Consider the following 25,644-nt stretch of genomic DNA (forward strand, 5'->3'; position numbering starts at 1 on the left):
AACCCCTTTGAGTTATTTTGGTGGTTAGTCGGACGGTAGCATGGATCCATCGCGCCATCCGGGCGCGGAGGATCGAGGAGCCGGTGGACCCGGACGAGGAGCTGCTGCTGGCCGTGCTGAACAGCGCGCCGGTGGTCGACGGTCGGCGCGAGGACCGGCTCGCCGGCGCATCCGGCCGCGAGCTCGCCCGCGAGTGGGGCGGCACCGGCACCGCCGCCGAGCTCGAGCGCCTGCGCCGCGCCCGCGACGCGATCCAGGCCGTCGTCCGCGGACACGCCGCGCCCGCCGCCGTCGCGGAGCTGGCCGCGGTGGTCGACGGCGCCGTGCGCACGCCGCGCGTCACCGCCGAAGGTGTGACCTGGGAGCTCCGCGTGCCGCGCGACGACCGCCTCCCGGTCGACGCCGTGCTCGCCTGGTCGACCGTCTCGGCGCGGCTCCCCGGTCGCCTCCGTCCGTGCGCCAACCACGAGTGCGAGCTCTTCCTCGTCGACCACAGCCGACCCGGCACCGCGAAGTGGTGCTCCATGGCGACGTGCGGCAACCGGATGAAGGCCCGCGCGCACGCGCAGCGCGTGCGCGACTGACGCGCGGCGGTCGCGTTCCCCGCCCGTACGGTGGGCGCATGAGCGACGCGCTGATGGTGTTCTGGGACTTCGACGGCACCCTCGCCGCCCGCGACGGGATGTGGCCGAGCGTGCTCCAGGAGGCGATCCTCGCCGTCAACCCGACGCAGGCGGTGGACCTGGAGGCCCTCGACCGAGTACTTCGCACCGGCTTCCCGCGCTGGGGCCCCGGCGGCATGGGCCTCCACGCCCGCGCATCCGACTGGTGGGCGGAGGCATCCCCGGCCCTCGGGAGCGCGTGCCGGGAGGCGGGCGTCGACGGGGCGACCACGGAGCGCGTGATGGCCGAGGTCCCACGCGTCTACTACCGGCCTGATGCGTGGCGGATCCTCCCGGGCGCGCACGAGGCCCTCGACGCCGTCTCGCGTGCGGGGCTCCCGAGCGTCATCCTCAGCAACCACGCCCCCGAGCTTCCGGACCTCGTGCGCGCGCTCGGGTTCGCACCCCCGGTCACTCGGACCATCACCAGCGCATCGCTCGGGATGGAGAAGCCGGATCCCCGCATGTTCGAGGCCGCGCTGCGGATGACGGGCGCAGCCAGGGACAGCTGGATGGTCGGCGACCACCCCGTCGCCGACGTCGCGGGCGCGCGGGCGGTCGGCATGCGGGCCATGCTCGTCCACCGCCCGTCGGGCGACGACGCAGCGCTCACGCTGGGCGACGCTGCGGCGCGTATCGTCGACGGCCTCCCTGTCTCCCGATGAGACAGATCGCCGCACGCCGCCGCCCCAGCCCCGTCGCCCGCAGTAGCGTCACCCCGTGAGCACCTTCTTCGTCGCCGGCAGCTGGCGCAATCGAGAGGCGATCGCCCAGGTGCTCGACGCGCTCGACGGCGTGGGCGCGCGGTCCACCTGCTTCATCCGGGCCTCCTACGACGCGGAGGCCGCCGCCTTCGCGGTTCCGGGCGGCGCGGACGACGCCGACCTCGACGCCCCGGGGATCCGCAGGCTGTTCGAGCAGGACCTCGCCGCGCTCCGTGCCGCCGACCGGTTCGTGCTGGTGCTCCCGGCAGGAGCTGCCGCGCACATGGAGGCCGGCATCGCCTTCGGGCTCGGGAAGCCCTGCGTCGCTGTGGGCCCGCCGGACCGCACCGAGACGCTCCACCTGGCGTTCGAGACGATGTGCGCCGACCCCGCCGACCTGATCCGCCACCTCCGCGCGACGGGAGCCGTGCGCTAGACGGGCTCCCGCGCCGGCCGCGGCCGCAGCTCGCTCACGACCGTCCCCGCGACAATGAGCGCCGCGCCGAGGATCGCGAGCGCGGGCAGCCGCTCCCCCGCCACGCGTCCGACCACGCCCGCCCAGACCGGCTCGCCCGCGTAGATGATCGTGGCGCGGGTCGGCGAGACGGAGCGCTGCGCCCAGTTCATCGTGAGCTGGATGAGGCAGCTGCTCGCCCCGAGCGCCACCGCCGCCACGAGCCACACCCACGAGAAGGCGGGGATCGCCTCCCCGGCCAGCGGCATGCACGCGAGCGAGAGCGCCCCGGCGATGAGGAGCTGCACGACGGTCACCCGGCCGACGTCGACGCGACCGGCGAACAGCCCGATGAGGATGATCTCGGCGGCGATCGGGAGCGTGCTCACGAGGGTCGCCACCTCCCCGGCGCCGAGCGCCACCCCCTCCTGCGGACCGGCTACGAGGAGCAGCCCGACGAAGGCGAGCGCCACGCCCACCAGGGCGAGCGCACTCGGTCGCTTCCGGAACGCCGCCCACTGCAGCAGGGGCACGAGCGGCACGTACAGCGCGGTGATGAAGGCCGACGTGCTGCTCGGGATCGTCTGCAGCCCGTACGTCTGGAGGCCGTAGCCGAGGAAGATCATGACGCCGATCGCCGCGCCGGCCGCGAGGTCGATCCGGCGCATCCCGCGGAGGACCCGGCGGAACAGGACCACGCTGATCAGCCCCGCCGCGAGGAATCGGAGCCCGACGAAGAAGAGCGGCCCGCTGTGCTCCATCGCGACGTGCACCGCGAGGAACGTGCCGCCCCAAATCGCCGTGATGCCGATGAGCGCCCACTCGGGGCGGGACGGCCGGACGGCGCGGGGCAGCATCGTGCGCATGGAGCGGAGCGGCCCGCGTCAGCCCGTGATGATGCGGGCGCCGTGCACGGGCCCGGTCGCCCGGATGACCGTGAGGCGGGCGGCGCTCAGCGCGATCTGCAGCTCGAGCGCGCTGTCGAGGTCCGCGGCGAGGAACGCGACCGTGGGGCCGGATCCCGAGACGATGCCGGCGAGCGCGCCGTTCTCCTCGCCGAGCTGCAGCACCTCGCCGAGGCCGGGCGCGAGGTGGAGGGCGGGCGCCTGGAGGTCGTTGTGGAGGACCTCGGCGAGCATGTGCGGATCCCCCGCCCGCAGCGCCTGCAGCACGCCCGAGTCGACCTGCGGGATCTGCTGCGCCGGGAAGATGTCCTGCGCGTGGCGCTCGCGGTGCTTGTCGAGCTCGCCGTAGACGTCGGGCGTGGAGACGCCGAACTCGGCGATGGCGAGCACCCACTGGAACGTGCCCTTGGCGAGCGCGGGGCTCAGCCGGTCGCCGCGGCCGGTGCCGATGGCGGTGCCGCCGGCGAGCGCGAACGGCACGTCGGCGCCGAGCTCCGCGCCCAGGGCGAGCAGCTGGTCGCGCGTGCGCTCGGTGCCCCACAGGGTGTCGCAGGCGAGGAGGGTGGCCGCGGCGTCCGCGGATCCGCCGCCCATGCCGCCCGCGATGGGGACGTTCTTCTCGATCCGCAGGTGCACGCCGCCGCGGTAGCCGGTGCTCCGGGCGAGGAGACGGGCCGCGCGGACGGCGAGGTTGTCGGCACCGGTGGTGAGGTGGGAGGTGTCGATGGATCCGCCGAACTCGACCGAGAAGCCGTCGGCCTTCGTCGCCCACACGTCCTCGTAGAGGCTCACCGCCTGGTACGCGGTGGCGACGTCGTGGTACCCGTCCTCCTGGAGCGCACCGACGGTGAGGGAGACGTTGATCTTCCCCGGGGCCCGCGCGTGCACCACGTCGGAGCTGGTGGCCGCGGAGGTCATGTGCTCCAACCTAGCGGAGGCTGGGAGGCACTCCGTCCGCCTCGCGATCCGCCCAGGCATGGGCTACGCGGAGGTAGTCGTGCACGCTCAGCTGCTCGCCCCGCGAAGTGGGGGCGACCCCTCCGGCCTCGAGGAGCGCGGACGCGGCCTCGCTCCCGCCGAGCAGCTCGGCGAGCGCCTGGCGGAGCATCTTGCGGCGCTGCTGGAAGGCCGCGTCGACGATCTTGAAGGTACGGACGCGCAGCGACTCGGAGGCGAACGGCTCCGCGTGCCGTTCGAACGCGACGAGCACCGAGTCGACGTTCGGCACCGGCCAGAACACCTGGCGGCTGACCTGGCCGGCCGTGCGCCACGCGCCGTACCAGGCGGCCTTGACGCTCGGGGATCCGTAGACCTTGGATCCGGGTGCCGCGGCGATGCGGTGCCCGACCTCGGCCTGCACCATCACCACGCCCGTGCGGATCGCCGGGAAGTGCTCGAGCAGGTGCAGCAGCACGGGCACGGAGACGTTGTACGGGAGGTTCGCGACGAGCGCGGTGGGATCCCCGGGCAGCTCGGCGACGCGGAGCGCGTCCTCGTGCACGACCGTGAGCGCAGCCTCCGGCTGGTAGAGGCGCACCGTGATGGGCAGCTGCTCGGCGAGCCGGCCGTCGATCTCCACCGCCACGACGCTCGCGCCGGTCTCGAGGAGGCCGAGCGTCAGGGATCCGAGGCCCGGCCCCACCTCGACCACGTGCGTGCCGGCCTCGACGCGCGCGACCCGGACGATGCGGCGCACGGTGTTGGCGTCGATGACGAAGTTCTGGCCGAGCTTCTTGGTGGGCGCGACGCCGAGCAGCTCGGCGAGGTCGCGGATCTCGGCGGGGCCGAGGAGCGTCGGCGCGGCGGGAGCGGGCGCGGCGGGTGCCGCCTCGTCGCTCACGCGCGGCCCGCCGGGTCGATCTCGGCGGGGTCCTTCGCGGGCGACGTCACGGGCTCGTCGTCCCAGCGCCCGTAGACGAGCTCGGTGTTGGAGGAGATCTGCGCGGCGAGCATCGACACGTCGGTGCCGAGGTGCGCGGCCATCGCGCGGAGCGTGTGCGGGATGAGGTACGGCGCGTTCGGCCGGCCGCGGAACGGCACGGGCGTGAGGAACGGCGCGTCCGTCTCCACCAGCAGGAGCGAGCGCGGCGCGAAGGCGAGCGCCTCGCGCAGGTCTCCCGCGTTCTTGAAGGTGACCGTGCCGGAGAACGACATGTACCAGCCGTTCTCGGCGCAGATCCGGGCGAGGTCCTCGTCACCGGAGAAGCAGTGGAAGACGGTGCGCTCGGGGGCGCCGACGCGCAGCAGGGTGGCGACGACCTCGTCGTGCGCGTCGCGGTCGTGGATCTGGAGGGCGATGCCGCGCTCCTTGGCGATGCGGATGTGCTCCTCGAACGAGCGCTGCTGGGCCGCGCGGCCCTCCTCGCCCGTGCGGAAGAAGTCGAGGCCGGTCTCGCCGACGGCGCGCACGCGCGGGCGTCCGGCGAGCTCGTGGATCTCGGCGAGCGCGTCGTCGAGCGTGCCCGCCTCCTCGTAGGCCGGGGCCTCGTTCGGGTGGATCGCGACGGCCGCGAGCATGCGCGGCTCGTGCGCGGCGGTCTCCGCGGACCAGCGCGACGTCTCGAGGTCGCCGCCGACCTGGATCACGCCGCGGACGCCGACGGAGCTCGCGCGGTCGAGGTGCTCGGTGAAGTCGATGGGCGACTCGCCGTCCGCGATCTCGAGGTGCGTGTGGTTGTCGTAGACGGGCACCGTGAGCGCCTCGGGCAGCGGCGGGTACGTGAGGTCGCGCGTCTGGCCGTGGGCCGCGGAGGTGTCGCGCTGGCGCACGTAGCTGGATTCGGACATCCCGCTCACTCTACCGACGGCCGGGTGCCCCGCCCGGCGGGGCGCGGCACCCCGAGGATCAGGCGGCGGGCGTCAGGCGGAGGCGGTCGCCGGCTCCTGCTCGATGCGCGGGAACAGCGGCGCCTCGAGCGGGGTGACGGTGCCGGAACCGGTCCACTCGTCGGCGAGGTCGATGCGCTGCTGGCCGACCGTGCCGGTGCCGCCGAGCGCGGTCCAGAGCTTCGCGGTGGCGCCGGGCAGCACGGGCGCGAGCAGCACGGCGAGCGTGCCGAGGCCGCGGACCGCGGTGTGCAGCACGGTCTCGAGGCGCGCGCGGTCCTCGTCCTTCTTGGCGAGGGCCCAGGGCTCCTGGCTCGTGATGTAGCCGTTGAGCTCGTCGACCAGGGTCCACACGGCGGCGAGCGACTCGTGGATCGCGAGCCGCTCGATGGCGTCGTCGGCGGTGGACGCGGCAGCGCGTGCGACGGACAGCACGCGCTCGTCGGCCTCGGTGAGCTCGTTGGCCTCGGGGATCCGGCCGTCGAAGTAGCGGCCGACCATGGCGATCACGCGGGAGGAGAGGTTGCCGAAGCCGTTGGCGAGCTCGGCCTGGTAGCGGGCGCTGAGGTCCTCCCAGCTGAAGGATCCGTCCTGCCCGAAGGCGAAGGCGCGCATGAAGTAGTAGCGGAACGCGTCGATGCCGAAGGTGTCGGTGATGGTCTGCGGCACGATGCCCGTGAGCTTCGACTTCGACATCTTCTCGCCGCCGACGAGCAGCCAGCCGTGGCCGAAGACGCGGCGGGGCGGCTCCTCGCCGAGCGCCATGAGCATGGCCGGCCAGATGACCGCGTGGAAGCGGAGGATGTCCTTTCCCACCAGGTGCGTCGCGGGCCAGCGGCGCTGGAACCGCTCGTCGTCCACGCCGTAGCCGATGGCGGTGACGTAGTTCATGAGCGCCTCGAACCACACGTAGACGACGTGGCTCTCGTCCCACGGGATCGGGATGCCCCAGTCGAAGCTGGACCGCGAGATGGAGAGGTCCTCGAGGCCCCGGCGCACGAACGACAGGATCTCGTTGCGGGCGCTCTCCGGCTGGATGAAGTCGGGGCGCTCCTCGTAGAACGCGAGGAGCCGCTCGCCGAAGTCGCTCATGCGGAAGAAGTAGTTCTTCTCCTCCAGCAGCTCGACCGGCTTGGAGTGGATGGCGCAGACGAGCTGGCCCTCGAACGGACCCGTGCCCTCGAGGAGGTCGGACGGCTGCTTGTACTCCTCGCAGCCGACGCAGTAGTAGCCCTTGTACTCGCCCGTGTAGATGAACCCGGCGTCGTGGAGGCGCTGCAGGAAGATCTTGACGCTCTCCTCGTGGCGGGCGTCCGTGGTGCGGATGAAGTCGTCGTTGGAGATGTCGACGGCCTCCAGCAGCGGCTGCCAGCTCTCGGTGACGAGGCGGTCGGCCCAGGCCTGCGGCGTGGTCTCGTGCGCCGTCGCGGTGCGGAGGATCTTCTGCCCGTGCTCGTCCGTGCCCGTGAGGAACCAGGTGTCGTCGCCGCGCTGGCGGTGCCAGCGGGCGAGCACGTCGGCGGCGACCTCGGTGTACGCGTGCCCGATGTGCGGGACGTCGTTCACGTAGAAGATCGGCGTGGTGATGTAGAAGGGCTCGCCGCGGGACATGGGCTCCATCCTAACGATCGGCGGGAGCGCTCCCGGCCGTGTGACCGGGGCCCGCGGGGCGGCTCCGGCGGCGATCAGTACAGGTGGCGCTCGGCCGGTCCGTCGTACTCCGACAGCGGCCGGATCAGCGAGTTCGCGGCCCGCTGCTCGACGACGTGCGCGGTCCAGCCGACCACGCGCGCGGCGACGAACAGCGGCGTGAAGGCGCGGGTCTCGAAGCCGAGGAGCGCGTAGGCGGGGCCCGACGGGTAGTCGAGGTTCGGCAGGATCCCCGTGCGCTCGGCCATGCCGCGCTCGAGCGCGTCGTACAGCTCCATGGTGCGGCGGGCGGACTCCCCGGCCTCGCCGCCGCCGGCCACGCGCACGGCGACGAGGTCGTCGAGCGCCTGCTTCATGGTGGGCACGCGCGAGTCGCCCGCGCGGTAGACACGGTGCCCGAAGCCCATGACCTTGCGCTTCGCGGCGAGCGCCTCGTCGAGCCAGGTCTCCACGCGCGATGCGTCGCCGATCTCGTCGAGCGTCTCGAGCACGGCCTCGTTGGCGCCGCCGTGCAGCGGGCCCTTGAGCGCGCCGATCGCGCCCGTGACGGCGGAGTGCAGGTCGGCGAGGGTCGAGGTGATGACGCGGGCCGTGAACGTGGAGGCGTTGAAGGAGTGCTCGGCGTAGAGGATCAGCGACACCTCCATGGCCTTCGCGTCGGCCTCGGTGGGCCGGTCGCCGTGCACCATGAGGAGCAGGTTCTCGGCGAGGCCGAGGTCGTCGCGCGGCTCGACCGGGGCGAGGCCCCGGCGGCGGCGCTGGTCGTGGGCGATGAGCACGGGGATCTGCGCGAGCAGCCGCACGGAGCGCTCGAGGTCGGCGTCGGCCGAGTGGTCGTCCGGGGCCGGATCCGCGGCGCCGATCGCGCTGACGGCGGTGCGCAGGACGTCCATCGGGTGGGCGTCGACGGGCAGGGCGTCGATGATTCGCAGCACCGCGTCGGACGGCCGTCGCTCGGCGCGCTCCTGGTTCTCGAAGTGCGCGAGCTCCTCGTCGGTGGGCAGCTCGCCGTGCCAGAGGAGGTACGCGACCTGCTCGAAGGAGCAGTGCGCGGCGAGCTCCTGAACGGGGTACCCGCGGTAGAGGAGGGAGTTGGTGGCCGGCTCGACCTTGCTGATGCGGGTCGTGTCGACGACGACCCCGGCGAGGCCCTTGCGGATGTCGGTCATGGTGCTCCTTCGCGTCATGCCGCACCGCTCCCGAGCGGCTCGGATGCCCACGGAGGGTGCGTCGTCAGCGTATCGGGGCGGCGCGTGCCCGGCCAGGGGCGGGCGGCGGCGCGGCGCGGCGCCCGGAGCCACCCGGGCGGAGACGTGGGGCCGCGAATCACGGCGGCCTAATTTCCGCTTCATCCGAAATAGCCACGGGTCCTGATTTCCTGACCAAAGAAATGCCGGGATCCCAGCCTGCCCGCAAATGCGCGCCGAGCATTAGCACACGTTCGCGCAGAGAGCAACGGGGCGACGGTGTCTTGACTTGGTCCAGTCGGAGGCATATTCCTTAACGAGTCCCCGGTGACGCTCCCCACGAAAAGCGGAATGCGCTTCTCGTCGCCCGTCCCCGTTTCGCGCTCGTCAGTGCGCGAGGACGCCCCCGTGCGTCCACCTCCACGCCGGATATCGCATCCGACCCCGTCGCGGCAGCCATTTCGCCGCATTCTCTCGAGCACCGCACGACACATGGAGGAATGCCATGCCCGCCGTACCCCCACCGAGCAGATCCGTATTGCTCAATCCCGGCCCCGTGAACGTGCATCCGGCCGTCCGCGAGGCCATGTCCTATCCGGACGCCTGCCACCGCGAGGTCGAGGTCGCCGACCTCCTGCGCAACGTCCGCGCCTCCGCCACCCGGCTCGCGGGAGGCGATTCCCGCTTCACGAGCGTCGTCGTCACGGGATCCGGGACGGCCGCGCTCGAGGCGACGCTGACCAGCGTCGTGCCTCCCGGCAAGCGGGTCCTCGTGCTCGACAACGGCAACTACGGCGAGCGGATCGCCAAGGTGCTCGCCGCGCACGGCATCCCCTCCACGCACCTCGAGTTCGGCTGGGGCGAGCGCATCGAGCTCGACGCGGTCCGCCACGCCCTCGTCACGGACGAGGACCTGACGCACGTCGCGATGATCCACCACGAGACCAGCACCGGAATGATGAACCCGCTGCACGGGGTGGGCGAGATCGTGCACGCGCTCGGCCGCTCGCTGATCGTGGACGCGATCTCGAGCCTCGGCGCCGAGGACCTGAGCGTGGTCGACGACCACGTCGACTGGTGCGTCGGCACCGCGAACAAGTGCGTCGAGGGCCTCCCCGGGGTCAGCTTCGTGGTCGCCCGACGGGCGGCGCTGGACGCGATCGCGGACCACCCGCCCCGCACCCTCTACCTCGACCTGCACCGCCACCACCTGGCCCAGGAGGACGACGCACCGCTGTTCACGCCCGCCGTGCAGGTGCTCTACGCGCTCGACGTCGCGCTCGCGATGGCGCTCGAGGAGGGCGTCGCGGCCCGCGGCGCACGCTACGAGTCGCTCGCCGGGATCCTCCGCGACGGGATGGCCGAGCGCGGCCTCGGGATCGCGCTCGAGCCCCGCGACCGGGCCAGGAGCGTGACCAACGTCGCCCTGCCCGACGGCGTCACCTACGAGGAGCTGCACGACGCGTTGAAGCGGCGCGGATACACCATCTACGGCGTCCCGCAGAAGGTGGGCGAATACGTCCGCCTCTCCACAATGGGGCAGCTGCGCGAATCCGACCTCACGCGATTCCTGGACGCCTTCGATGAATCGCTCGTCGAGCTGCGCTCCGTGGTGCCCGCATGAAGCGCGGATCGCTCGCGATCGTCGGTGGCGGTCCGAGCAGCACATATGTCCTGGAAAGGCTGGTGAGCCTCCTGCGCGCCGATCCGGTCGCCGTCGACCTGGAGATCCACGTCTTCGAGAAGACCGGGGAATTCGGTGCGGGCGCCGTGCACAGCGCGCGGCAGCCGCAGACGAGCTTCCTGAATCGCATCGTCGGCCAGGTGTCGTTCGCGGCGGACGAGACCGTCGTCGGCGCGGGTGATCTCCTCGGCGAATCGGAACGCCCGACATTGCACGAGTGGTGCCAGCAGGAATACCGGCGCACGGGCGACGAGCGGTTCAACCTGCGCGCGGAGGACTGGCCGAAGCGGTTCATGCACGGCATGGCGCTCGCCGCGCAGTTCGACCGGTACGTGCAGCACCTCCGGGAGATCCCCGGCGTGCACCTGGAGCTGCACGAGGACGAGGTGGTCGACATCGACGACCTCGGGCGACGCCTGGAGCTGCGCTGCGCCTCGGGCGCCCGGATCGCCGCCGACCAGGTGCTCTTCGTGACCGGCCACTCGGTGAACAAGCCCGAGAAGTACCCGCGACAGGCCGTCTGGGCCGCCGCAGCGGACGCATCCGGCCGCACGTTCGTGCGCTACGCCTACCCGTTGGAGGCCACCCTCACGCCGGACGCCGTCCCCCCGGGATCCGTCGTCGCCTGCTCGGGCGCCGGCCTCACGGCCATCGACGTCGCGCTGTACCTCTCGGAGGGTCGCGGCGGCACCTTCACCCGCCAGGAGGACGGATCGCTCCGGTACCGGCCGAGCGGCGGCGAGCCCGCGCGCATCGCGATGGTGTCGGGAGCCGGTCTGTTCACCTTCGCGCGGCCCTTCAACGCCAAGCAGGTGGACCTGCCGCGGTACGAGCACCGGGGGCGGTTCCTCTCCGAGACCGCCGTCGACGCCCTCCGCGAGTCGGCGGGGATCCCCGTGCGCGTCGGGACCGGCACCGTCCGGCAGCTCGACTTCCAGGCCCACCTGTTCCCGCTGGTCACGCTCGAGATGGCGTACCTCCATCACGCGACGCTCTACGGCGCAACCGTCGCCGCGCACCTCCGCTCGGTGGTGGAGCCGGTGTTCCGGCAGTTCCTCGCGGCCCCCGGGCCCGAGACGGCCGAGGCCCTCGGGCGCACGATCGACGAGGCGGCCGCATCCGTCGCGGCGGCCCTCCAGGCGTCGCTCGACGGGGATCCCGCCGCGGCCGACGACGTCCCCTGGGACGTGGACGAGGCGGCCGAGCGGTTCCTGCGGGTCGTCTACGGCGTCGGCGGGAGCCCGGAGGACCCCCGCGACGACACCGAGGCGAACCGGGCCGCCTACCTGGCCGGCGCGCCGAGCCCGTGGCGGCACCCCATCCACCCGGTCGAGCACCGCTTCTCCTGGGAGGACGCCATCCGGCCCGTCCCCGAGGAGGCGGCCACCGACCCCGCCGGGTACACGGCCGCGGTGATCGACTTCATGGAACGGGACCACCTGGCCGCCGCCCAGGGCAACCTGCTCAACCCGTCGAAGGCCGCGGCCGACGGCGTCTGGCGGGACCTGCGCCCGGTGCTCCAGCACGCCGTCGACTTCGGGGGCCTGACGGCGGAGTCGCACCGCGACTTCGTCGAGTCCGTCATGCGCCATCACAACCGCCTGGCGAACGGCGCCGCGCTGGAGGTGATGGAGAAGATGCTCGCCCTCATCCACGCCGGCGTCATCGACATGAGCACGGGACCGGGCGGGCGCATCCTCGGCGACGACGACGGCTTCACGGTCGTCGGCCCGCGCACCGGCGCCCGCTCCCCCGCCGACGTGCTGGTGGACGCGCGCGTCCACCCGTTCGACGCGGAGGCCGACGTGTCCCCGCTCTACGCGTCCCTCCTCGATCGCGGCCTCGTCCGCATGTGGGAGAACCCCTCCCCCGACGGGACGCCCTACCGCCCGGGTGGCCTCGACCTCTCGCCGGACTTCCATCCGCTCACCGCCTCAGGCGAGGCCGACCGTCGGCTGACGTTCCTCGGGCCGCCCAGCGAGGGCGTCATGTTCTTCCAGCTGGGAGCCCTGCGCCCCCAGCAGAACCACCACCTGATGCAGGACATCCTCACCTGGATCGAGCACCTCGAGCACGAACTCCTCTCCGCGTAAGAAGAAAGAGACAGACACCCATGAAGAGCAACTCACATCCCAGCTTCCGGCGGCTCATGGCCGAGAAGCCCATCGTCCGCATCGCGGGCGTGCACGACGGCCTCGGCGGCAAGCTCGCCGAGAGCGCCGGCTTCGACGCCGTCTGGTCGTCGAGCTTCGAGGTCTCCGCATCCCGCGCGCTGCCGGACGCGAGCCTCCTGTCCATGGCGGAGTACCTGGAGGCGGCCCAGAACATCCAGTCGGCCATCGGGATCCCCGTCGTCGCGGACTGCGACACCGGCTACGGGAACAACCTCAACGTCGCGCACATGGTGCACCGCTACGAGCGCGCCGGGATCACGGCGGTCGCGATCGAGGACAAGCACCACCCGAAGATGAACTCGTTCGCCGACGCGCACCACGCGCTGCTCACGGTGCAGGAGTTCTCCGACAAGATCGACACCGCCAAGAGCGCCCAGGCGAGCGACGACTTCTACGTCATCGCCCGCACCGAGGCGATGATCGCGGGGCTCGGCGTCGACGAGGCGCTCGAGCGGTGCGCCGCCTACGTCGCCGCCGGCGCCGACGCCGTGCTCGCCCACTCCAAGTCGAGCGAGCGCGGCGAGATCGAGAGCTTCCTCCGCCAGTGGGACGGCGCCGCGCCCGTGGTGATCGTGCCGACGACGTACCCGGACTGGCAGGTCGACGCCATCAGCGAGGCCGGCGCGTCCGCCGTCATCTACGCCAACCAGGGCCTCCGGTCGTCCGTCCGCGCGATGGAGGGCACGTTCGCGACCATCCTCCGGGAGGGATCCAGCCTCTCGCTCGAGAGCGACATCGCCTCCGTGCAGCAGGTCTTCGAGATCCAGGACCTCAGCCAGTGGCAGGAGCTGACCCGGTCCTGACGAGGCGCGTCCCGGAGGACGCCCGACGCCCACGACGACGAACGAGATGGAGCACCACATGACCGACACGGACACGCGCGCGGGCGGCACGCAGCGGGAGCTCACGATCCTGCTGCTGGATCCCGTCCACCCGGTCGTGCGCACGAGCGCCCCGGCCGGCAGCCGGTTCGTGGAGCGCTACGGCGCGAGCGGACCGGCCGAGGCCGCGGATCTCGCGGAGGCGGACGTCATCGTCCTCCGCAGCGGCGCCGCGCTGACCGCCGACATGATGCGCGCAGCGCCTGGGCTCCGGGCGATCATCCGGGCCGGGGCCGGCCTCGACAACATCGACCTCGCCGCCGCGACCGCGCAGGGCGTTCCGGTCTGCTCCGTGCCCGGCGGATCCGCGAACGCCGTGGCCGAGCTGGCCGTCGGCCTGGCGATCGGCACCATGCGCCACGTGGCCCTCGCCGACCGCCAGCTCCGCGCCGGCAGCTGGCGCAAGCACGAGCTGATGGGGGCCGAGATCGCCGGCTCGACCGTCGGCGTGCTCGGGTTCGGGGCCATCGGGTCCCGGATCGGCTCCATCGCGTCGGCCCTGGGCGCACGGGTGATCGCCGCCGTCGGCTCCCCGAGCGAGGCGCGGCGCGCGGAGCTCGCCGCGCAGGGCGTCGAGCTGGTCACCCGCGACGAGATGGCGGCACGCGCCGGCCTGCTCTTCCTGGCGCTGCCCCTGGACGCGGACACGCGGGGCGTCGTCGACGCGGCGTTCCTCGCGCGGATGCCCGCCGGGGCGTACCTCGTGAACGTGTCGCGCGGCGGCATCGTCGACGAACGGGCGCTCGCGGACGCGCTCGCGTCCGGTCGCCTCGCCGGAGCCGCCACCGACGTGCACGAGGTCGAGGGCCGCGGGACCAGCCCGCTCGCCGCGCTCGACGACGTGGTGCTCACCCCGCACATCGGCGGGATGACCGCCGAGGCGCAGGAGCGGGTGGGACGGGTCGTGTCGTCGATCCTCGCCCAGGTCGCGCGCGGCGACGCGACGCTGGAGGGACGGGTCGCATGAGCGCCGCCATCGCCAGCGCCGTGCTCCGAGCGGAGCGCGACGTGCAGGTCATGACGGCGCCACCGGAGGCGCTCGGCGCCGACGACGTGCGCGTGCGGGTCATCAGCTCCGGTATCTGCGGATCCGACCTCGCCGCGTACCGGGGGCACCACCCCTACAAGCGCCCGCCCGCCGTGCTGGGGCACGAGCTCGCCGGGACCGTCACGGAGGTGGGCCCCGGGGTGCGCGACGTGCGACCGGGCGACCGCGTCGCCACCTTCGCCTACGCCCCCTGCCTCCGCTGCGCGGCCTGCCGGCGCGGGGATCCGCACCTGTGCTCCGATCGCGAGAACCTCAGCGCCGGCCGGCTCGGCGGCACGCTCGCCGAGGAGGTGGTCCTCCGCGCGGCCATGGTGTGCGCGGTGCCGCCGCGCATGCCGAGCGATGCCGTGGTGCTCATCGAGCCGCTGGCCATCTCCGCGCACGCGGCGGCGCTGGCGGCGCTCGACGGGCGATCCGTCTGCGTCATCGGCTGCGGGACCATCGGGCTCGGCTGCGTCATCGCCGCCCGGGCGGCGGGTGCCGCGTCCATCCGCGGGATCGACCGCGGCGACGGGAAGCGCGACCGGTTCGTCGCCACCGGGGGCGACGCGTTCGTCGACGTCCGGGACGCCGCCGTCCGTGACCTGTCGGACGAGGACGTCGTCGCGCACGACGTGGTGGTCGTCGCGACCGCGTACCCGGGCGTGCTCGACGACGCCGTGCGGCTGGCGCGGCCGGGAGGCACCGTGATCGTCGTCAGCTACTTCCCCGACGCGCAGGTGCTCCATGCCAACGAGGCCGTGTCGAAGGAGATTGCCATCCGCGGATCCGCGCTCAGCACCCCGCGCGACGTCGCCGCCGTCATCGCGTGGTGGGAGGCCGGCCTCGTCGACCCCGCCACCCTCATCAGCCACCGGTTCGCCCTCGCGGCGGCACCGGAGGCGTTCGCGCTCATGGACCGCGGGGACGGCGACCTGGGCAAGATCATCATCGAGGGGACCGCATCGTGAACGACCTCGTGGTCGGCGTCGTCGGCGCGACCGGATACGCGGGCGCGGAGCTCTGCCGCCTGCTGCTGGAGCACCCGCACGTCGGCCAGATCCGCGCGGCGTCGCGGAGCGGGGCGGACATCGAGCGGACCAACCCGGCCCTCGACGGCAGCGGCCTGCGCTCCCTCCGCGTCGAGGAGCTCCTCGAGCACCGGGACGAGCTCGACGTGGCGTTCCTCTGCACCCCCACGGGCGAGGCCATGCGCCTGGCGCCCGCGCTGCTCGACGCCGGCGTGCGGGTCGTGGACCTCAGCGCCGACTTCCGCTTCGCGACCGCGCGGTCCTTCGAGGCGGCGCACGGGAAGCCGCACGCCGCGCCGGACCTCCTGCCGCGCGCGGTCTACGGGTTCACCGAGGTGCTCCGCGACCGGATCCGCGACGCCGACCTCATCGCCAACCCCGGCTGCTACGCGCTCACCGCGCTCCTGGCCCTCACGCCGCTCCACGCCGCGGGGCTCGTCGACACCGCCCAGCGGGTGGCGGTTTTCGCGGTGAACGGCACGAGCGGAGCCGGGATCGAGGCGCGGCGTCCGCTGTCCGTGACCGAGCTGTCGGGAGCGCTGCTGCCGTACGACCTCGACGGGCACCGGCACGCGCCGGAGATCCACGAGGCGATCACGCGGATCGTCGGCTCCTCCCCGGACATCGACCTCGCCACCGCGCACGGGGACTTCCCCCGCGGGATCCACCTGCAGGCGAGCGCGGTGCTGCGGGACGGCGCGACCCGCGACGACGTGCTCGAGTGCCTCGACGCGTTCTACCGGGAGCGCGACGCCGCGTTCGTGCACGTCAACCGGCGCCCGCACGACGCGGTGAGGAACGCCAAGCAGTACGACATCCACCCGAACCTCCGGCACGTGGTGGGCACCAACCGGTGCTTCCTCGGGGCCGACGTCGACCGCGCGTCGGGAGTGGTGCGGCTCGTGGGCGTCACCGACAACCTCGTCAAGGGCGCCGCGGGCTCGGCCATCCAGAACATGAACGTGTCCCTGCGGCTGCCGGAGCGGGCCGGGCTCACGATGCGGGGGTTCTGAGCGTGCGCGGGGTGGCGTCGATCCGCACGGCGCGCATCCGGGCCGGGGACAGGTGGGTCTTCTCGGCGGGCTTCAACGTCGACGCGCGCCTCTCGAGCACCGAGCGCATCGACGAGGAGCTCGACGACCTGGCCATGCTGGCCGGGCGCGGGGCGCGCGTCGCGGTGCTCAGCCACCAGGGGAAGCACGGCGACGGATCCGCGACGCACCTGGGCCACGTCGCCCGGTACCTGGGGTCGCGCCTCGGACGCCGCGTGGACTACTTCCCGGAGAACGCGTCGCCCACGGCGCGGAGGCGCGCGGGCGCGATGCGCCCGGGCGAGGTGGTCGTGTTCGGGAACACGCGCCATCACGCCGGGGAGGAACGGGACGATCCCGCGCTCGGGCGCGCCTTCGCCCGGCTCGGGGACGCGCTCGTCCTCGGCGGCTTCTCGAAGCTGCACCGGGCGCACGCGTCCAACGACGCGATCCTCCGGCACCTGCCCGCCTACCTGGCGTCGTCCGTCGAGCGGGCGGTCGCGGAGCTCGACGGCTGGACCCGGCCGGAGGGTCGCTCGCTCGCCGTGATCGGCGGCGTCAAGGCCGAGAAGGCCGAGATCGGCCTGCCGCACCTCGCGCGCCACTACGAGCGAGTGATCCCCGCGGGCACCGTGCTCAACGCCGTCCTCCGTGCCGCGGGCATGGACGTCGGCGACTCCTCGCTGGGGGAACGACCGGCCCGCGCGCTGGCCGCCGCCCGGTCCGTGCTCACGGGCCCGTCCTCCCACCGGCTCGTGCTGCCCGCGCGGCTGATCGTCGCCGGCGCCGACGGGGAGGTGCGGCGGATCGCGGTCGGCGACCCCGTGCGGACCGGCGAGCGCATCGTCGACCTCGAGTTCGCGACCGCCGCGCTCGGACCGCTCGATGCGCCGACGCGCGTGCTGGTCGCGGGCACCCCGAGCGCCGCGCACGAGGGGCATCGCCGCGCGGCCCGCGCGGTGGAGCGGTGCTGCGGCGATCCCCGCGCCACCGCCCTGCTGCTCGGCGGCGACACCGTGCACGACCTCCCCGCGGCCGTCGCACGCCGGTCGTCCGGCGGCGGCTCGGCCCTCGCGCTGATCGCCACCGGATCGGCCGCCGCGCTGGACGCGCTCCGGACCCGCCGCCCGCTCCCCCCGACGAGGAGGACCCATGCTCTCTGACATCCGGTTGGACACGAGGATCGTGCTCGGCGACGGCGGCCTCGACGAGGTCGGCGCGCTGGCGGCGGGGCTCGGCACGCGCGCCGTGCTGGTCACCGGCCGGCACGCGATGCGCCGATCCGGGGTGACGGCCCGGGCCGTCGCGAGCCTCCGGCGCGCGGCGGTCGACGTGACGGTGGCGGACATCGTGCCGCCGGAACCGCGGGTGCGCGACGCGGAGAGCGTGCTGCGCGTCATCGAGGACGCCCGCGCCGACGTGATCATCGGGATCGGCGGCGGCAGCGTGCTCGACGTCGCGAAGGCGTGCGGCGTCGCCGCGGGCGGTGGCGGCGTGGCGAGCCTGGTCGGCGCGGCCGTCGAGCGGCGGATCCCCGTGATCGCCGTGCCGACCACCGCCGGGAGCGGCGCCGAGGTCACCACCGGCGCGCTCCTCGGCGACGACCACGGCGGCGGCAAGGTCGCGATCCGCGGCGAGGCGGTGCGGCCGGCCATCGCGCTCGTCGATCCGGAGCTGCTCGCGGGCGTCGACGACCGCACGGCGGCCGCCACCGGCTTCGACGCGGTGGCCCACGGGATCGAGGGGCTCGTCGCGCGCCGTCGCAGCCCCGTGTCCGACGTCTTCGCCACCACGGCCCTGCGGCGGATGTCCGCCGAGCTCGACCGGAGCCCGGAGCGGCGGGACCGCCACCGCCTGGCGGAGGCGGCCCTGTTCGGCGGGCTCAGCGTCGCCACGGCGAGCACCGGGTTCCCGCACCGCCTCCAGCAGGCGATGGGCGCGGTGGGGATCGAGCTGCCGCACGGAGCCGGCCTCGCGGTGCTGTACCCGGCGTGGATCCAGCACCTCGGCGAGCTCGCCCCCGATGCGCTCGGCCGGACCGACGACGTCCTCGGCGGCGCGGGAGCGACGGCGGCGACCGTCGCGCGGCTGCTCGACGGCCTCGATCTGCGGCTGAGGCTCCGCGACACCGGGGTGTCCGCTGGCGACCTGCCGCGCCTGGTCGCCGCGGTCACCGGCAGCGTCGAGAACGACCCGGGCGCCCACGGCGGCCCGGACGCGATGCTCGCGATCCTGCGGCGGTCCTGGTGACGGACCGACGCGCGCGCCGCGTCCGCCCCGGCCGCGCCACGGACCACGGGGACCCGCGGCCCGACACCACGACGGAGAGGCCGACCACCATGGAACCGCACGACGAGCGGGCCGAGCCGAGCGGCATGGATCCGGAAGGACGCCTGCTCCTGCGGCTGTCGCGGGTCCGCCTCGATCCGACGGACGTCGACGAGGCCATGCGCCTCATCCGGGGCGGCTCCGTGCGGTGGGCGGTGTTCCTGGAGCGCGCCGCGCAGCACCACCTCCTGCCCCTCGTCGGGCGCCACCTCGTCGAGCACCACCTGAGTCGCGGCGACACCGCCGACGGCATGCAGGGCTTCCCCTTCGCGTGGGTCCACCCCGCGGTCCTCGTGGGGAACCGGGAACGCAACCGCGCCCTCGCGGGCGAGGCGGAGGCCGTGACGCGCGAGCTCGAGCGGCGCGGCATCGCGCACGCCCTGCAGAAGGGGCTCGCCGTCGCGGCGTCGATCTACGGCGACGTCGGCGCCCGCCGCGTCACCGACATCGACCTCCTCGTCGCGCGCGGCGACGCGGGCGCGGCCGACGCCGCCCTGCGCGAGCTGGGCTACGCCCGGGGGACGATCGCCTGGGAGGGGGATCGCCTCGTCCCCTCCCCGCCGGCCCCGGGTCCCGCGGAGACCGCGGACGCGCTCCCGTACCTCCGGTCGGGCCAGCGGCCCGACCTCCCCGTGATCCGCATCGATCTCGCGCACGCCGTGTTCGCGGACGATCCGGACGAGGAGGCCAGCACGACCGAGATGCTGAGCAGGTCGCGGCCGAGCGTCGTCGACGGCCGCCGGCTGCCCCGTCTCGATCCCGCCGACGAGCTCCTCGACCTGTGCGTGCACCTGCACGCGGAGGCGACCCGACCGCCGTTCGTCGCCCCCGGGGTCGCGATGCACATCGGCAAGTTCCTCGACGTCGCCGCCAGCGCCGCCGCGCTCGACGACGCCGGGTGGGGCGACGTCCTCGAGCGCACGGGGGAGACGCGACGACGCCGGATCATCCACCACGCGCTCCATCTCGCGGACGCGTTCCAGCCGGGGAGCGTGCCGCGGCACGTGCTCGACGCGACGCGACCGGACGACACCTCGCACCTGGACGGATACCGCACCGCCGACGGCGTGGACGCGACGTGGACCGCCCCCTTCCCCGAGCGCCTGTTCGCCGCGGCGCCCGTCGCGCCGGCGAGCGCGGGCCGTCCCGACAGCATCGGGGGCGGCGCATGACCCCCCCCACGAGGACCATCGTCGTCAAGGTCGGCGGCAGCCTGGTCTCCACGAAGCAGACCGACGACGACCTCGACCTGGGCGCCGTCGCCCGGTACGCGCGGATCGTCGCGGACCTGCACCGCCGCCATCCGGGTCGCGTCGTGTTCGTCGCGGGCGGCGGCTCCATCGGGCACGGCGCCGTCCGCGGGATCGACGCCGGTGATGCGTGGGCCGCATGGCGGCTGACCGAGGCGACCTCCCGCGTGCGCTGGGCGTGGACGGAGGCGTTCCGGGCCCGCGGGGTGGATGCGATGTCGCTCCAGCCGTCCGCGTGGTGCGCCTTCGACGACGCGCGCCCGGGCGGCGTCCATGCCGACGGCCACGTCCTGCGTCGCTGCCTGGCGGGCGGGGTGCTCCCCGTGCTCTCGGGGGACGCGGTCCTGGCGCCGGGCGGCGGGGTGCGCATCCTCGGCAGCGACGCCGTGCCGATGGCGGTGATCGACGCGCTCGAGGGTCCATGGCGGGTGCTCCTGCTCACCGACGTCGACGGCTACCTCGCCGACGCGGACGCGGACGCGGACCCCGACGCAGACGCGGACCCGGACGCGGACCCGCACGCGGATCGGCGTCCGGTCGTGGCGCACATGACCCCCGAGGACGCGACCGCATTCGCGCTCCGCACGAGCGTGGTCGCGACGGACACCAGCGGCGGGATGGCCGGCAAGCTCCGCTCGCTCGCGGGGTTCGCGCGTCGCGGTGCCGAGGGGTTCATCCTCAACGGCTCGCGCTGCTCCGGGCTGGGGGCGTGGGCGGGCGCCGAGGTCGCGGACTGGCCGAGCGGGATGCCGTTCACCGCGGTCTCCCGCCACGACCCGCGGCGAGCGTCGCCCGGCCCCGATCCGGGAACCGGATGAGGCCAGCGGACGCGCGCACCGCGCGCCACGAGAGCACGTACCCCGCGTCGGATCGACGCGACAGAACACGGAGGAACACCACGTGACCACTGCCAGCCAGCCGATGACGCCGGGTGCGGAGACGCGCCCCGGCACCGCCCGACCAGAGGATGCCCGCGCGATCCGCGCGCGCACGACCGGGGCCGGACCCGCGGACCGCACCGCCCGGCGGCGACGATGCGCGCCGGTGGCCGGACCCGAGCGGATGCCGTCGTGACGGTCTACGACTCGTTGGCCGACGTGCGGTCACCGTCCGTCTGCGTCGAGGTGCCGTCCGTGACGCCCGGACGCCTCGTGGTCAAGCTCGAGGGCTTCAACCCGTCGGGGTCGATCAAGATGAAGAGCGCCGCGAGGATGTTCGAGGACGCGCTGCGCGCCGGACGGGTGGACGCGGACTCGGTGCTCATCGAGTCGACGTCCGGCAACCTGGGACTCGCGCTCGCGACCATCGCGGCCTCGCACGGCCTGTCCTTCGTCTGCGTGACGGATCCCCGGTGCAACGACCGGACGCTCGCCGCGCTCCGCGCCCTCGGCGCGGAGGTCGTCGTGGTGGACGAGCCGGACGGTTCCGGCGGCTTCCTCGGCGCGCGGATCGAGTACGTGCGGAGGCGCTGCGCCGAGGACCCCCGCCTCGTCTGGATGGACCAGTACGCCAACCCGGGCAACTGGCAGGCGCACCGTGACACGACCGCGGCGGAGATCCTCCGCGACGTCCCCGACCTGGACGTGCTGTTCGTCGGGGCGGGGACGTGCGGCACGCTCCGCGGCTGCTCCGATCTCCTGCGACGGGAGGCACCGCACGTGACCCTGGTCGGCGTCGACAGCATCGGCTCCGTCATCTTCGGGGGCGCGGGCGGCGTCCGGCACATCCCCGGCCTGGGGGCGAGCATCGTCCCCGCCCACTTCAGCGCGGGGCTGGTCGACGACACGGTCATGGTCCACGAGTCCGAGACGGTCGCGATGTGCCGGCGGCTCGCCGAGGGCGGGCTGCTGCTGGGCGGGTCGTCCGGGACGGTCCTGGCGGGAGCGGCCGCCTGGCTCGCGGAGCACGATCCCCGCGGCACGCGCGTGGCCGTGGCGATCTCCCCGGACTTCGGGGACCGCTACCTGGACAGCGTCTACGACGACGCCTGGGTCGCGGCCCGGTTCCCGAGCCGGTCGTCCCACGAGGACGCGCGTGAGCGAGGTGCGGCATGACCGCGCCGCAGGATCCTCGCCCCCTCTCCGTCGTGCCGGCCGCGACCGTGCGACGCGTCCTCGACGGACACGAGCTCGACACCATCCGCCTCGTCGAGGAGGCCTACCGCCGGCACGCGTCCGGGACCACCGTCAACCCGCGGTCGCTGTTCCTGCGGTTCCCGGATCGACCGGACGCGCGGATCATCGCGCTGCCCGCGTCGCTCGGGCCGGGGCAGCCCGTCGGCATCAAGTGGATCTCGAGCTTCCCGTCGAACCACGCGCGCGGCCTGCCGCGGGCGTCCGCCGTGCTGCTGCTCAACGATCCGGCGACCGGGTTCCCCGTGGCGTGCATGGAGGCCTCCATCGTGAGCGCCACGAGGACGGCCGCCTCGGCGGCCTCCGCCGCGCGCGCGCTGTTCCGGCACCGCCCGACGCCCACGACGGTCGGGATCGTGGGCACCGGGCTCATCGCCTCGTACGTGCTCAGGTACCTGCGCGCGGCGGGGCTCGGCGGGCAGCGGATCGTCGTCCACGACGCCCTCCCGGAGCGGGCGGCGGCGTTCGCGGCCGAGCACTCGGACGGGACGGCCGCCGAGGCCGCCTCGGCCGCCGAGGTCGTCCGGCGCAGCGACCTGGTCGTCTTCGCCACCACCGCCGCGAGCCCGCACGTCGAGGACACGGCGGCGTTCGCGCACCACCCCGTCGTGCTGCACGTGTCGCTCCGCGACCTCGGCATCGAGGTCATCCGCGACGCGGTCAACATCGTCGACGACGTCGAGCACTGCCTCACCGCCGACACCTCGGTGCATCTCGTCGAGCAGCGGACCGGGGACCGCAGCCACGTCCACGGCACCATCGCCGAGGTGCTGGACGGACGGCTCGTCCCGCCGGCGGACGCGACGGTCGTCGTCTCGCCGTTCGGGCTGGGCGTGCTCGACATCGCCGTCGGCCAGCACGTCCTCGACCGCGGCGGGTCGAGCATCCACCACGTCGAGGGCTTCTTCTCGACGGAGCACGAGAGCGCGGGGAAGGGAACGAGATGAGCGGACACGACGACGCCGGGAGGGCCGGCGAGCGGTCCCTGTCCGAGCTGACGATCGCCCCGGGCGCGCTCGAGCGGATCCGGGCGAGCGCGCTCCACGGGCCGCACGCGGACGTCGACGTCGAGCGCCTGCTCGACCGGGTGCGGCGCATCGCGGGCGAGGACCCGGATCGCCCCGCCGTGCGGGACGGGGCGCGGACGGTCAGCTACGCGCAGCTCGTGGACTGGGCGGATCACCTCATCTCCCAGCTGGGCGCGCTCCAGGTGCCCCGGTCGAGCGTCGTCGCCTACTTCGGGCCGCGCAGCGTCGAGCAGATCGTCGCCCTGCTGGCCGTGGACGCGATCTCCGCCGTCTACCTCCCGATCGAGACGTCCTGGCCGGACGCCCGCGCCCGTTCCGTCCTGGAGCTGGCGCGCGCGCACACGGTCCTCCGTCACCCCGACGCGATGCAGCCCCCCGCGGATGCCGTCCCCATCGGGCGACGAGACGACCCGATCCCGGACCCTCCCGGTCAGGCGCTGCGTCACCCCTCCTCCACCGACGCGAGCTACGTCATCTTCACCTCGGGGACGACGGGTGCGCCGAAGGGCGCCACGGTCGAGCGCCGGGGCATGCTGAACCACCTGTGGTCGAAGATCGCCGAGCTCCGGATCCGGCGCGGCGACGTCGTCGCGTACACGGCGCCCATCGGCTTCGACATCTCCATCTGGCAGATGCTCGCGCCGCTGCTCGCCGGGGCGTCCGTGGAGATCGTCGCGGACCGCGACCTCGCGTTCCCGCGGCGGATCATCGCGCGGTTGACGGAGGGCGAGGTCACCGTCGCGGAGCTCGTGCCCTCGGTGATCCGGTGGCTCGTGGCCGGGCGGGATCCGCGGGCGGCCGGTCCGCTCCCCCTCCGCTGCCTCCTCTCCACCGGCGAGGAGCTCTCCCCGTCGCTCGCGGCGGCCGTCCTGGAGCGCTTCGAGCGCACGCTCCTCGTCAACGCGTTCGGTCCCACGGAGTGCTCGGACGACGTGACGCACGCGCGCATCACGCCCGCGGACCTCGCCCGGGCGCGGCTCCCCATCGGCGTGCCCGTCCAGAACACGACCCTCCACGTGCTGCGGTCCACGGACGCGGGATGGGAGGCCGTCGACGACGGCGAGCAGGGGGAGCTGTTCGTCGGCGGCCTCGGCGTGGGGCGCGGCTACGTCGGCAACCCGGCCGCGACGCTGTCGGCGTTCTTCCGGGACACCCTCGATCCCCGCTCGCCCACGGGCCGGCTCTACCGCACGGGCGATCACGTCGTCCGGCACGACGGTCGGCTCGAGTACCGCGGGCGCCGGGACCGCCAGGTGAAGCTCGCCGGCGTCCGCATGGAGCTGGACGAGATCCAGCTGGCGATCGAGGCCCACCCCCTCGTGGCCGAGGCGGCCGTCGCGGTGGCCGAGGAGGGCGCACGCGCGGTCGTCACCGCCCACGTCGTGTTCACCGGCCGCACCTGGGACTTCGGCCCCCTCAAGGAGCACCTCGCCAGCACCCTCCCCCCGGCGATGGTCCCGACCCGCTGGACGGCGTGGGAACAGCTGCCGCACACCCCGAACGGAAAGGTCGACCACCATGAGCTCGTCAGATGAGAGGACCGCGAGGAGCGGACCGGATCTCGAAGCACGACTGCTGCTCCTCCTGTCGAGGATCCGCCTCGAGCCGGAGCACGTCGCGAGGGCCCGTGCCCTCATCGACGAGGGCACGGTGCGATGGGGGGTGTTCCTGGAGCGGGCCGCGCGGCACAAGGTCCTCCCCCTCGTCGGTCGGCACATCGCGGAGCACGGGCTGAGCCGCGGCGACACGGGTGACGGGACGCAGGGCATCCCGTTCGCCTGGGTCTACCCCACGGTCCTCGTCGGCAACCGCGACAGGAACCACGCCCTCGCGGACGAGGCCCTCCTGGTGTCGCGCGCGTTCGAGCGGCACGGCCTCGCGCACGCCATGCGGAAGGGGCTCGTCGTGGCCCAGGCGCTCTACGGCGACATCGGCGCCCGGCGGATCAACGACATCGACTTCCTCATCGCGCGCGACGACGCTCCCGCCGCCGACGCCGCCCTGCAGGACCTCGGGTACGTCCAGGGGAAGATCACCCGGGAGGGCGACCGCATCGAGCGGTTCTCCCGCGCCACCCAGATCTTCTGGCGGACGAACCTCACCAACCAGCTGCCGTACGTGAAGCTGGGCGCACGACCGGACCTCCCCGTGGTCAACGTCGACCTGTGCCACGCCCTCTTCCAGAAGGACGTCGCCGACGGCGACACCACGCCCGAGGTGCTCGCCCGCGCGGGGAGGACGCCGCTCGGCGGCGGATCCATGCCGCGGCTCGAACCCGTGGACGAGCTCCTCGACCTGTGCGCGCATCTGCACAAGGAGGCCACGGGCCTGCTCTTCGTCGAACAGGGCGTGGATCTGCAGATCAGCAAGTTCCTCGACGTCTCCGCATCCGCCTCCGCGCTCGGGGCCGACGCCTGGGACACGGTGCTCGGCCGCGTCGCCTCGAGCGGCCAGCGCCGGGTCATCCACTACTCCCTCGCCTTCGCGGAGGCCCTCTACCCCGGGAGCGTCCCGCCGCGCGTGCTCGACGCGCTCCGGCCCGCCGACCTGTCCCACCTCGACGAGTACGGCGCCGCCGACGGGAGCCCCACGCGGTGGGACATCCCCTTCCCCGACCGGCTCTTCGCGGAGGCGCCGGCCGGCCCCTCCGCCGCCGCCACCTCGACCGTTCCCCACGCATGACAGGAGAT

23 protein-coding genes are annotated in these 25,644 nt (G+C 73.8%); 17 read left to right on the forward strand and 6 right to left on the reverse strand.

Features of this window, described 5'->3' with window-relative positions; all coding sequences use genetic code 11:
- Positions 1 to 83: 83 nt before the first annotated feature.
- Genes JOE38_RS06975 through JOE38_RS06985 form a run of 3 tightly spaced genes read left to right on the forward strand, consistent with a single transcriptional unit; the run spans position 84 to position 1,802 of the window.
- A complete protein-coding gene (locus JOE38_RS06975; protein WP_204575479.1) occupies positions 84 to 584 on the forward strand; it encodes a CGNR zinc finger domain-containing protein in 501 nt (166 codons plus the stop codon).
- Between the two features lie 38 nt (positions 585 to 622).
- Complete coding sequence (locus JOE38_RS06980; RefSeq protein ID WP_204575480.1) at positions 623 to 1,327, forward strand: HAD family hydrolase; 705 nt, start codon at positions 623 to 625, stop codon at positions 1,325 to 1,327.
- 55 nt (positions 1,328 to 1,382) lie between these two features.
- Positions 1,383 to 1,802: a hypothetical protein gene (locus JOE38_RS06985; protein ID WP_204575481.1), complete on the forward strand. Its 420-nt coding sequence runs from the start codon at positions 1,383 to 1,385 to the stop codon at positions 1,800 to 1,802.
- On the opposite strand, the gene JOE38_RS06990 is transcribed toward JOE38_RS06985, so the two are convergent.
- From JOE38_RS06990 to JOE38_RS07015, 6 genes are all read right to left on the reverse strand, one after another.
- Positions 1,799 to 2,686 (reverse strand): DMT family transporter, encoded by an 888-nt coding sequence (locus JOE38_RS06990; protein ID WP_204575482.1) that lies wholly within the window; start codon positions 2,684 to 2,686, stop codon positions 1,799 to 1,801. The genes JOE38_RS06985 and JOE38_RS06990 overlap by 4 nt on opposite strands.
- Positions 2,687 to 2,704: 18 nt before the next feature.
- The gene (locus JOE38_RS06995) at positions 2,705 to 3,643 is read right to left on the reverse strand and encodes a 4-(cytidine 5'-diphospho)-2-C-methyl-D-erythritol kinase (RefSeq protein WP_204575483.1); all 939 of its coding nucleotides are present in this window, start codon (positions 3,641 to 3,643) and stop codon (positions 2,705 to 2,707) included.
- A gap of 10 nt (positions 3,644 to 3,653) precedes the next feature.
- On the reverse strand, positions 3,654 to 4,565 hold the full coding sequence (gene rsmA, locus JOE38_RS07000) for a 16S rRNA (adenine(1518)-N(6)/adenine(1519)-N(6))-dimethyltransferase RsmA (RefSeq protein ID WP_204575484.1): 912 nt from the start codon (positions 4,563 to 4,565) through the stop codon (positions 3,654 to 3,656).
- A complete protein-coding gene (locus tag JOE38_RS07005; RefSeq protein ID WP_045528950.1) occupies positions 4,562 to 5,512 on the reverse strand; it encodes a TatD family hydrolase in 951 nt (316 codons plus the stop codon). The genes rsmA and JOE38_RS07005 overlap by 4 nt, the downstream gene beginning before the upstream one ends.
- A 72-nt stretch (positions 5,513 to 5,584) precedes the next feature.
- Positions 5,585 to 7,162, reverse strand: coding sequence for a methionine--tRNA ligase (gene metG / locus JOE38_RS07010; protein WP_204575485.1), 1,578 nt, complete (start codon positions 7,160 to 7,162; stop codon positions 5,585 to 5,587).
- A gap of 74 nt (positions 7,163 to 7,236) precedes the next feature.
- Positions 7,237 to 8,388 (reverse strand): bifunctional 2-methylcitrate synthase/citrate synthase, encoded by a 1,152-nt coding sequence (locus tag JOE38_RS07015; protein WP_204575486.1) that lies wholly within the window; start codon positions 8,386 to 8,388, stop codon positions 7,237 to 7,239.
- A 538-nt stretch (positions 8,389 to 8,926) separates the two neighbouring features.
- Here JOE38_RS07015 and JOE38_RS07020 point away from each other — a divergent pair.
- The 14 genes from JOE38_RS07020 (at position 8,927) to JOE38_RS07085 (ending at position 25,636) form a co-directional block, all read left to right on the forward strand.
- Positions 8,927 to 10,012, forward strand: a complete 1,086-nt coding sequence (locus JOE38_RS07020; protein ID WP_204575487.1) for a pyridoxal-phosphate-dependent aminotransferase family protein — start codon at positions 8,927 to 8,929, stop codon at positions 10,010 to 10,012.
- Positions 10,009 to 12,165, forward strand: coding sequence for an FAD/NAD(P)-binding protein (locus JOE38_RS07025; RefSeq protein ID WP_204575488.1), 2,157 nt, complete (start codon positions 10,009 to 10,011; stop codon positions 12,163 to 12,165). Before JOE38_RS07020 ends, JOE38_RS07025 begins: the two co-directional genes overlap by 4 nt.
- 20 nt (positions 12,166 to 12,185) lie before the next feature.
- Positions 12,186 to 13,049, forward strand: a complete 864-nt coding sequence (locus tag JOE38_RS07030) for an isocitrate lyase/phosphoenolpyruvate mutase family protein (RefSeq protein ID WP_204575489.1) — start codon at positions 12,186 to 12,188, stop codon at positions 13,047 to 13,049.
- Between the two features lie 58 nt (positions 13,050 to 13,107).
- A complete protein-coding gene (locus tag JOE38_RS07035; RefSeq protein ID WP_204575490.1) occupies positions 13,108 to 14,094 on the forward strand; it encodes an NAD(P)-dependent oxidoreductase in 987 nt (328 codons plus the stop codon).
- Positions 14,091 to 15,125, forward strand: coding sequence for a zinc-dependent alcohol dehydrogenase (locus JOE38_RS07040; RefSeq protein WP_204575491.1), 1,035 nt, complete (start codon positions 14,091 to 14,093; stop codon positions 15,123 to 15,125). Before JOE38_RS07035 ends, JOE38_RS07040 begins: the two co-directional genes overlap by 4 nt.
- On the forward strand, positions 15,122 to 16,198 hold the full coding sequence (argC, locus tag JOE38_RS07045; protein ID WP_204575492.1) for an N-acetyl-gamma-glutamyl-phosphate reductase: 1,077 nt from the start codon (positions 15,122 to 15,124) through the stop codon (positions 16,196 to 16,198). Before JOE38_RS07040 ends, argC begins: the two co-directional genes overlap by 4 nt.
- An 11-nt stretch (positions 16,199 to 16,209) precedes the next feature.
- On the forward strand, positions 16,210 to 17,379 hold the full coding sequence (gene pgk / locus JOE38_RS07050; RefSeq protein WP_204575493.1) for a phosphoglycerate kinase: 1,170 nt from the start codon (positions 16,210 to 16,212) through the stop codon (positions 17,377 to 17,379).
- A complete protein-coding gene (locus tag JOE38_RS07055; RefSeq protein ID WP_204575494.1) occupies positions 17,369 to 18,466 on the forward strand; it encodes an iron-containing alcohol dehydrogenase in 1,098 nt (365 codons plus the stop codon). The genes pgk and JOE38_RS07055 overlap by 11 nt, the downstream gene beginning before the upstream one ends.
- Positions 18,467 to 18,555: 89 nt before the next feature.
- Positions 18,556 to 19,716: a nucleotidyltransferase family protein gene (locus tag JOE38_RS07060; protein ID WP_204575495.1), complete on the forward strand. Its 1,161-nt coding sequence runs from the start codon at positions 18,556 to 18,558 to the stop codon at positions 19,714 to 19,716.
- Entirely contained in the window at positions 19,713 to 20,612 is a 900-nt protein-coding gene (locus tag JOE38_RS07065) for an amino acid kinase family protein (protein WP_204575496.1), read from the forward strand. Before JOE38_RS07060 ends, JOE38_RS07065 begins: the two co-directional genes overlap by 4 nt.
- A gap of 252 nt (positions 20,613 to 20,864) precedes the next feature.
- Positions 20,865 to 21,848 carry a 2,3-diaminopropionate biosynthesis protein SbnA gene (gene sbnA, locus JOE38_RS07070; protein ID WP_204575497.1) on the forward strand — a complete coding sequence of 328 codons (984 nt, stop codon included), beginning with the start codon at positions 20,865 to 20,867 and terminating at the stop codon, positions 21,846 to 21,848.
- Complete coding sequence (gene sbnB, locus JOE38_RS07075) at positions 21,845 to 22,873, forward strand: 2,3-diaminopropionate biosynthesis protein SbnB (protein ID WP_204575498.1); 1,029 nt, start codon at positions 21,845 to 21,847, stop codon at positions 22,871 to 22,873. The genes sbnA and sbnB overlap by 4 nt, the downstream gene beginning before the upstream one ends.
- Positions 22,870 to 24,489 (forward strand): amino acid adenylation domain-containing protein, encoded by a 1,620-nt coding sequence (locus JOE38_RS07080; RefSeq protein WP_204575499.1) that lies wholly within the window; start codon positions 22,870 to 22,872, stop codon positions 24,487 to 24,489. Before sbnB ends, JOE38_RS07080 begins: the two co-directional genes overlap by 4 nt.
- The gene (locus JOE38_RS07085) at positions 24,473 to 25,636 is read left to right on the forward strand and encodes a nucleotidyltransferase family protein (RefSeq protein WP_204575500.1); all 1,164 of its coding nucleotides are present in this window, start codon (positions 24,473 to 24,475) and stop codon (positions 25,634 to 25,636) included. The genes JOE38_RS07080 and JOE38_RS07085 overlap by 17 nt, the downstream gene beginning before the upstream one ends.
- Positions 25,637 to 25,644 lie beyond the last annotated feature (8 nt).

Origin of the sequence: Clavibacter michiganensis (assembly GCF_016907085.1) — a bacterium.
In the GTDB taxonomy this organism is placed as follows: Bacteria; Actinomycetota; Actinomycetes; order Actinomycetales; family Microbacteriaceae; genus Clavibacter; species Clavibacter michiganensis_O.